We start from the raw sequence: 8,859 nt of genomic DNA on the forward strand, positions 1-8,859 counted from the left end.
ACTCCCAGATGTCATGAGATCCAACAGTCCCAGAAGTCATGAGACAACACAGTACCCCTGCGGTACGAACCGTCACCGAAAGGTACGAACCGTTGGTGCCAAGTGCCGAACCGTCATGCGAAGTGCCGAAGCGTCGCGCGGGGCGCACGAGCCGTTCCGCCCCCCCGACGTCGGCGCCCGCCGTACCGAAGATGTTCTCATCAGCCCCAGAACGTCCTCATCAGCCCGAGTACGACCTCCGCGCGGCGAAGACGACCTCGTGAGCCCAAAAACGTCCTCGGCGCGGCGAAAACGTCCTCGTCAGCCCGAGACCCTCCACGATGTGGAGGGTTTGGGGAGTATGAGGTCGTATTCGGTCGGTGTGGGGTGGTCGAGTACGACCTCATACGCCCGAAGACGTCCTCGTGAGCCCGAGAACGTCCTCGGCGCGGCGAAAACGTCCTCATCAGCCAGAGTACGACTACCCGAACGCGACCCTCACACCACACCGCAGTCCGGGCCCCGCCCCAGCACCCTAGAACACGAAGAGCCGGTTTACGGCCCTCATCGACTCGGCTACAGGTCCCCGTGCCGCTGCAGGCGGTGCAGGCTCAGCCAGCCGACTGGGATGGGAACCCAGAAGGTGACCAGGCGGTAGACGACTGCGGTTGACAGCGCCACGCCGTTGGGAACCCCTGCCGTTACCAGGCCCGCGGTCAGTGCCACCTCCACCGGGCCGATGCCGCCGGGTGAGGGCACCACGGACCCGACGGTGTTCGCAGCCAGGTAGGTGATGGCCAGCACCGAGAAGGACAGCGTGTGCCCGAACGCCCACAGGCTCGCCCCGAATGACAGGATGTAGCTCAGGCTCAGCAGCAGCGTGCCGCCTATGCCCAGCGCCAACCGGCCCGGGTTGGACATGACCCACACCAGCCGTGGCCACACCTGCCGGTAGGTCGGCTCGATCTTCTCCCATACCCAGCTGCGCACCTTCGGGATGAACAGGGCGGTGGCGACGACGGCGACCAGGGCGACGGCGATCACCAGTACCCAGCCGCTGGGCAGGGTCAGGCTGGTCGACTGGCCGGTCGTGGCGGCAACGATAATGAGCAGGACAACGGTGACAACGAACTGAACCACCTGCACCAGGGCCACGGTGGCCACACCGATCGCGGTCGGCACGCCCTTGCGGGCCAGGAAGCGCAGGTTGATGGCGGCGCCGCCGACTCCCGCGGGCGCGACTAGTGAGACTACCGAGGAGGCCAGGTGCACCTCGGTGGACTTCCACAGCGGCAGCTTTACCGGGCTGAATGCCACTAGTGCCAGGCCGGCGCCTACGTAGGTGGCCAGCGAGAAGATCAGCGCCCCGAGGATCCACCAGAGGTTCGCCCCGGCAACGGCGTCGGTGATCTGCTCGATGTTCATGCGGGCCAGCAGGGTCCACAGCGCCACCAGTCCCACGATCGCCATGATGACGGTGCGTGGGGAGAAGCGGGTCAGCTTGGCGGGCTCTGCGTGCGCCGTCGGCGTCAAGTCCACCAGGGCGTCGCGCAGTTCCTGGAGCACCTTGCCGCGCCGGCCCATGGCCTCACGGGTGGCTGCCGGCAGCACCACCTGCTGCAGCATGGGGGCGATGGAGGCCAGCTGCTGAGTGGTCAGGGAACGGGAGGCGGCGGTGATAGCGCGTTCCACGTCAGTCAGGGAGGCCGTCAGCGCCAGGACTTGGGCGAGGTCGACCCGGCGGGACAGCTCGGAGGAGATGGTCTCCCCGGAGTCCCACCCGAGCAGCCAGACAGCACCTGAGTCGTCGAGTACGACGGCGGCCGAGTCTAGTTCCCGGTGTGCCAGACCGGCCTTGTGGGCGCGGCTGACCTGGTCCCAAAGGTCGCTCAGCACGTCATCGCTGATCTCATCGAGGTCCGCCAGGGCGCGGGCGCCGCGGACGTGGTCGGTTACCAGCACCACGGACTCATCGGCTTCGGCTATGCCGACCAGGGCGGGGGTGCGTACGCCGGCGCGACCCGCCTCCAAGATCATCAGGGCTGCATGCTCGGCCGCAGAGCGCACGGACAGATCCCGTTCCGGCGACAGCCCCTTCACCCGCACCCGGTCCCAGAGGGTAGCCAGGAAGCCGGCAACCTGCCGGTCGGCGTCCAGGACGGTGACGTCCCTGCGCACCCCCGCGCTGTCCCAGACGGCATACAGCCGGTGGGCTGAGAGCTGACCCTCAGTTAGTGCGGCGGAGGAGGCCTCTGCCAGAATGGCGGCCAGATCGACGTCGTGGGCGGGGACGATGGTGGAGGTGTCCTCCGGAGGTATCGGGGCGGTCGCTTCCGGCTGAGGTGATGCGGGTGGGTCCGTGCCCGCGTCTTGGGGGTCGGCGGGGCCGGCTTTGGCGTCTAGTACGGCGGGGCTGGTAAGCGGGGTCTCGCGGACGCGCTCGGTGTAGCCCAGCGGTGCCGCGGTCTCAACCGTCCAGGCGCGGGCGTCGGGGGCACGGTCCATGCGCACCACGCGGACGGCGTCGATTCCAGCGCGGCGCAGCGCGCGCACCAGGGCTATGCCGTGGGCACGCGTGTCATCGACGCCGAAGGCATAGCGTACGGCCAGCCCCGGCAGGCGGCCCAGCAGAATAGAGATGACGGCGCCCGGAAGCGTGATCGCGCTGCGGAGAACCGCTAGGCCCACCACGATCCAGACAGCGGTCCAGGTGTAGCGGATTACAGGGGAGGAGCGGCGGTCCCCGGCGCCTGTGAGCAGTCCCGCCAGGGTGGCGAATACCGTGGAGATCCCGACCCGGGCCGTGCCGGAGGCGGTCACGGTCAGGCCTGAGGCGAGGATGGCCGGGCCCCAGGCGTCCAGTGCGTGCAGGCTCAGCCAGGCTAGTGCGAAGCCGCCTGCTCCCGCCAGCAGCGCACCGCCCGCGGTGTGCCAGGCGCGGCGCAGCAGGCTGTGCATGATGACCACTACCGGCACGGTGAAAGTGAGCAGGCCCTCGACGGCCTGGAGGGGGAAGACGAGGATTCGGCGCAGCACGACGGCGAGGGCGTTCTGCACGTCTTGGGTGACGCCGGTGGTGGTGGCGTGGGCGTAAGCGGCCAGGATGACCATGAAGGTCAGGCCGAGCCCGGCGACAACCAGGTCTAGCAGGTCCTCTGCCCGCCGCAGGCGGCGCTCCGGAGCGTCCACCAGCAACGTCGTCGAGCGGGGGACCGCGGTGGCGGCGGGGCTCGGGTAGGCCTGGTCTGATTTGTCGACGACGGGGGTGACGCCGATGCGCGGGATTCCGACCGGTGACGTCGCCTGGACGCGGTCCGGGTCCTCCGGGGGCGGGGCATCAGTCATGTCGGTGTCAACCTGTTTGCCTACGGATAGTACTGCCCTGTTCGGGGCGCAATGAGCCTACCAGGCGGACCCTGGGATACCGCGGAACGAAGGGTGGAGGTCGGCCGGGAGAGCTGCCGGGAACTGGGCGTTCGCGAACCGGTGTGGTGGTGCCGGGGCGGCGTGGGGTGATGTGTGCACCGCAGCAGACGTGTCGGCCGAGTCGACCGGTGGACTCGGTGGGACTGTATCCGCCGATCGGGGGTCCGATCCGCTTAGCCGATCGGCCGATGCTGAGCACTTCGGTCGCTGGCAGACTTATGGGCGTCGGCACGGAAGAGAGCCGAGCTGGCTAGTCCCTGAACCTCCCTGGTTAGTTCGGGTCCGGGCCCCTCAGCGGGGCTCGGACCCGAACCGCTTTTTGGGCCGGGGCTCAGGCCGGGCTGGTCTGCCGCCCGGATGAGTTACAGGCGAGCGAGCAGGTCCGCCATCTCCTCCTCCGCCAAGTGCCAGGATGGGTCTGCGGTGAGGGTGCCGTCGGTCAGCAGGAACCGCATCTCGGCGTCCGGTAGTGAGGCGACCTGGAGTTTGATGGCGTGCGGGCCGTCTGCTCCGTCGAAGGCGCGCAGGATGGGCTCGGCCTCGTCCAGGGTCAGGTCCTGCTCGTAGATATTGATTGCGGGCAGCCCGTCGGCGTAGCCGGGGCCGACGGCGTCCAGGGTCACGATCGGTTCGCGGGCGGGGTCCTCGGCGCCGCCGGGAAGAGCGGCTAGCACCGCGTCGAGGGGAACTCCAGACAGGTCGACGTCGGAGGTGGCGCTGATCGTCAGGGATGTGCTGCCGACTTTGAGGCGATCCTCGTAGGTCAGGGTGGTGCCGTCGGCGGCTGCCGGTGGCGCCAGGACGGCGTCGGCGGGGAGGGTATCCGCGTCAATGTGGCTGATCTCGATTGCGTCATCGGTCTCCAGCGGGATGCCAACCGCGGCGATGGCGCCCTGGTTGAGTCCGGCGGCGATGCGGAGCCGCTCGCACTGGAAGTCTAGCTCTGAGTGCGGGCGCACGAGGTCTACGTCAATGGCCGTGTGCAGGTTCTCGCCGGCCGGTCCGGTTCCGTTCCAGCTGATCAGGAGGGTGGCGTGATCCAGCCCCTCAACATTCGCGGCCAGGTCGGTGTAGGCGGACTGGATCAGGGCGGTGGCGTCCTCGACGGGGGTGTTCTCCTCCAGTGTGAGGAAGGTGCGTACGCCCCAGGACTTGGTGGAGACATGCTCGGTGTCGACGGTCGGCTCGCTCATTACGGGTGCACGGCCGGTGAAGTAATCGGCGAAAGGCGTCGTATCCGGCTCTTTCGTGGGTGTCCGCAGCCACCTGCGCACGCCAACTCCGGTCACGACTACGGCGGTGCCAAGACCGAGGATGATATCGCGGCGGGTATGGCCGCGTTGCTTGCTGGGGGCGGCGTCAGGGGAGGGAGGGGGCGTCTGTGAAGTCACCGTCGCAGAATATGGGTGGGGTCTGAACCGACTCAATGCGCTGGCATGGGCAGTGCTCCCCATATTCTCCGCACGCACATCGCCTGCCACTTAGACCGATCCCGGTGGTTATTTCGACCGACTGGAGGAACTACCAGAGACTCGGGTCCAGCGGAGGGACGCGGTCCAAGTACGGGGCCGGGAAAGGAAGGGTGTCGATCACGGCGGACCTGCCTGCCGCCGGCTGGCGCCCGGGTGTTGCGCAGGGCCGTACTTCCCGGGTGGCGCATGCCAGACCTTCCAACTCGCGGGGCGTGTTGGAATCCGGGGTGGCGTCGGGTAGGTGGGAGCCTGCCCGCCCACGGTCTACCGTTGGAGCCGATCCTGGGCTCTCCGTCCCACGGGGCGCCTGGGGAGCGGCACCCACCCCCGCCGGGGCGGCAACACCCACCGTGCCCCAAGCACACCCACAAACCGGGAGAGCCCCTTTGCGGTTGTTGATGGGGCACTGCACCTGTAGTCGCTGGAATGCCTGGCCGCGGCCCTGTGAACACGCCGATACATCTAGGAAACTCCTACCCTGATGCCGACTTGCTGGACCCCTGGCCGCACGGGGCGGCGCTCCGCCCGCATAGCTCACCCTCGGTGCTGCCTCCCGCGCGCTGGAACGGGCCCGGTCTCAGCGTTCCGGATCAACTAGACGATCGTCGGCTCTGGCTCCTCCTTAAGTCTCATAAGCCTGAGCCGTTCTGCTGATGGGAAGCACCACGGCCGGTGAGCACACTTATTCCTGTCAGCAACGACAACCGGTGCGGAGCCCACAGTATCCGCACCACTCAATCCGCACCACTCACACCCAATCTGAAAGGAATACCCGAATGGACGCCAAGTTCACCTCCACCCCCGCCGCCAAGAGCGACCTGCTCGACGAGATCACCGAGTAGGAATACATCTGGGATGACCCGTTAGCCCAATGTCGGCCGCAACCTGGGCGAACGGACTATCTACGTCAGGTGATGCCCAGCACCTGGCCGCACACGCCGCATCGTCAACCATTCTCAACCAAGGGAGTATCACCATGTCCATTGTCCTGACTGACGTGTGCCAGGCCTATTCGGGCTTCGAGCTGCGCGACGTGTCCTTCGAGGTCTCTACCGGCGAGATCGTCGGTTTCCTGGGGCCAAACGGTGCGGGAAAGTCCACCACGTTGCGCATCCTGCTGGGCCTGGAGCGCCCGGCTCGGGGCACGGCTCTTATTGAGGGGACCCCTTATGCAAGGATGGCTCAGCCGATGCGCACCATCGGCTCCATCCTCGACGCCCAGTGGATCGCCGGGGGCCAGACGGTGACGCAGTACCTGACCTGGCTGGCGATCGCCGGGGGCCTGGACCGCTCCCGCATCCCCCTGCTGCTAGAGCAGGTCGACCTGGCCTACGCCGCCAAACGACGTGTCTCGCGCCTGTCCCTGGGCATGCGCCAGCGCCTGGGCCTGGCCGGAGCGCTGCTGGGCGACCCGCGCTACCTCGTTCTGGACGAGCCGCTCAACGGACTGGACCCCGAGGGCATCCGCTGGTTCCGCGACCTGCTACGGCAGCTACGAGACCAGGGCCGGGGCATCCTGTTGTCCTCCCACATCCTGACCGAGGTCTCCGCCGTGGCCGACCGCGTCGTCATGATCTCCAACGGGCGCGTCACCGGAAGTGGCAGCCTGAGCGACTTCGAGGCGGAAGGCAGCTTGGAAGACGCCTTCTTCAAGCACCTCGCCCCCAAGGAGCGGTGATAGCGATGCGACTGCTCATCAGCGAGATCTACAAGCTCTACACCTACCGGTGGCCCGCACTGCTGCTGGCCGGGGCGCTGGCCGTCGGTGCTCTCCTGGACATCTACCTCGCTCTGGCATACGCCTCCTCCTCCGGCTCCTACGTGAGCACGGCACTGAGCTTCAACGAGCTCGTCTGCCGCCTGGCGTGGTTCACCCTGCCCATCCTGGTCCTGGCCGGTGACGCACGTGATGGCATGCTGGCCAGTGTCGTCCTGGTCCGCCCGCGCCCGCGCGCGATCCTGGCCGCCAAGCTCGTCTCGTCCCTCGTCGCCGCCCAGGTCAGCGCCCTGGGGTCCCTGGTCCTCATCGCGGCCTTCATGCCGCTGGGAGGGTGGCCCGACGCCGCCGCCGCCCTAGCGGCCTTCGCCCCGAAGGCCGCTCGCATGATGGTGCTGCCCCCGCTGGCAGTGTGCTTCGGCTTCGCCGTCGCCGTCCTTGCCAATTTGAGGTCACTGCCGTGGGTGGCGACGGGGCTGGTCCTCTGGAGCCAGGTGATCGAGAAGCTCCTCTTCACCGTCGTGGGTAACCTCGTTCCTCCGTCTGTCGGGGCGCTCCTTGCCCCGTATTCCGTCGCTGTCACGTGGTTCTACGGTGCCTGGGGCGAGATGGGCCTGCCTGCCTTTGACACCTGGGGCTTCCTGCCGCTCCTGGTCCTGGCCGCCCTCACCTGTGCGGCTGCCGCCGTCCTCCTCACCCGTACCGCCGACCCGGCCGGGCGACCCTGGGGCCTACCCACCGTCGCCCTGACCACCGAGGCCGTGGCCACTACGACCGCATCCGCGCGTTCCACCTCAGCCGCAGCGGCCCCTATGCGCTCGGCAGCGGCTGACGGCGCCGCCCGCTCCCACCCGGCAGGACCACCCGCCCCCACCACCAGTGCCAGGGCCTCCCGCAGTGGTCTCCTGGGTGATGTCCTGGCCTGGCTCCGGGCCAGCATGAGCTCCCACGGCGCGCTGCGGCGCACACTTCTCCTGACTCTGCTTACCGGCGCCGCGAACGCCGCCATCACTGCCGGAGTGGTGGTCATCTTCGAGATCTCCCTGACCTCCTCCGGCGCCCTCAGTGATGCCGAGTCCGCGATCGGGGCCGTCGTCAGCGGCTGGGGCATGCTCTGCCTGCCGCTGACTCTCCTGACCGGCTCGTGGACCTACCTACGGCTCATCCAAACCCGCGAGCTGGCCCTGGTCTACACGGCTCTTCCGCGTCGCAGCGCCGTCATCACCGCCTGCGCGGTCCATGCCGGCCTCCAGGCCGCGGTAGTCACCCTGGTGTCCATCGCCGCGGGTCTTGCCGTCCTGGCCTTTGCTACCAGCGTCAGTGCTGTCCTGGCCACTGCCGGACTTACCAGGATGCTGGTCGCCGCCCCCCTGGGCGCCGTTCTCGCCCAGCTCAGCGTCATCGGGGCCGCCGTCCTCATCCGCCGGCCCATCCCCGCCCTGGCGGGCGTGGCCGGCTGGCTCCTGCTGGCAGAGCCTCTCCTCCAGAGCAGCAGCCCGGTCGTAGAGCGGGTAGTGGGCAGGCGCACGATCGCCGCCCTGGTCAACAACTTCGTCAGTCCCAGTTCCTTCGCCGACGATCCCCTGAGCACCTCCGCGGCCCTCATGTGGCTCATCGCGCTTGCCGCCGTGCTTGTCACCATGGCCGTCGTCGTCGAGCGACGGCGCCCCGGAGTCATCGGGAACTGAACTGGACGGAGCAGCACCCGCGCACCCTTTCAGGTGTGGCCTTGGCCGGCGACAGCCTCGCCGGCCAAGGCCACCCCTCTGTCCGCACGGGAGCGGTAGGCAGCGAGGCCGCCCCCGCGCTCCAGCCCTGCTCAGCCGCTCTCGCGGTCTGCAACTTTGAGAACGGCATCCTGGAGGCCGGCGCGGCTGAGACCATGCGGCATGAGGGCCAGGGGCTTAAGGACTTCAAGGACTGGCAGGTTACGGTCCCTGAGGCGGCTGAACTTCTTCCAGGTCGCCTACCTTTCTCCCGTTCTCACCTTCCAATCGAGCACCAGTGGCGAGAGCAGCTCATCACGCAGGCTGCCTTCTGCCTGCTCCGGGCAGCCAGCTTGTCGTCACCACGGAGTACGTTGTTCAGGCCGGTGCCGGCGACCGACCACTACGTCCCAGCGGAAGGGACCCAGGTTATTGCTCGCTGCTGACCTGACAGCCAGCGGCGGCACAATGCGCGTAGGTAGATGCCTTCGCTGCTAGAGCACCGGGCCGGGGATGGTTTTGGGGCCTGGGAATGGAAACCATTCCCAGGCCCCAAAAC

At 68.0% G+C, this 8,859-nt stretch carries 4 protein-coding genes; 2 read left to right on the forward strand and 2 right to left on the reverse strand.

The window, feature by feature from the left end:
• Positions 1-555 precede the first annotated feature (555 nt).
• Both GZ997_RS01865 and GZ997_RS01870 read right to left on the reverse strand, forming a co-directional pair.
• Positions 556-3,324, reverse strand: a complete 2,769-nt coding sequence (locus tag GZ997_RS01865; protein WP_161923251.1) for a lysylphosphatidylglycerol synthase domain-containing protein — start codon at positions 3,322-3,324, stop codon at positions 556-558.
• A 443-nt stretch (positions 3,325-3,767) separates the two neighbouring features.
• Positions 3,768-4,796, reverse strand: a complete 1,029-nt coding sequence (locus GZ997_RS01870; protein WP_162678627.1) for a hypothetical protein — start codon at positions 4,794-4,796, stop codon at positions 3,768-3,770.
• Between the two features lie 1,057 nt (positions 4,797-5,853).
• On the opposite strand from GZ997_RS01870, the gene GZ997_RS01875 reads away from it, so the two are divergent.
• Both GZ997_RS01875 and GZ997_RS01880 read left to right on the forward strand, forming a co-directional pair.
• Positions 5,854-6,555, forward strand: coding sequence for an ATP-binding cassette domain-containing protein (locus tag GZ997_RS01875; protein ID WP_162678628.1), 702 nt, complete (start codon positions 5,854-5,856; stop codon positions 6,553-6,555).
• 5 nt (positions 6,556-6,560) lie between these two features.
• The gene (locus tag GZ997_RS01880) at positions 6,561-8,282 is read left to right on the forward strand and encodes a hypothetical protein (RefSeq protein WP_162678629.1); all 1,722 of its coding nucleotides are present in this window, start codon (positions 6,561-6,563) and stop codon (positions 8,280-8,282) included.
• Positions 8,283-8,859: the final 577 nt, after the last annotated feature.

Origin of the sequence: Actinomyces sp. 565 (assembly GCF_010365615.1) — a bacterium.
Classification (GTDB): Bacteria; Actinomycetota; Actinomycetes; order Actinomycetales; family Actinomycetaceae; genus Actinomyces.

Excerpts from the sequence above, each read along its gene's own strand:
- GZ997_RS01865 (WP_161923251.1), bottom strand. The coding sequence starts at position 3,324 with ATGACTGATGCCCCGCCCCCGGAGGACCCGGACCGCGTCCAGGCGACG.
- GZ997_RS01875 (WP_162678628.1), top strand. The coding sequence starts at position 5,854 with ATGTCCATTGTCCTGACTGACGTGTGCCAGGCCTATTCGGGCTTCGAG.
- GZ997_RS01880 (WP_162678629.1), top strand. The coding sequence starts at position 6,561 with ATGCGACTGCTCATCAGCGAGATCTACAAGCTCTACACCTACCGGTGG.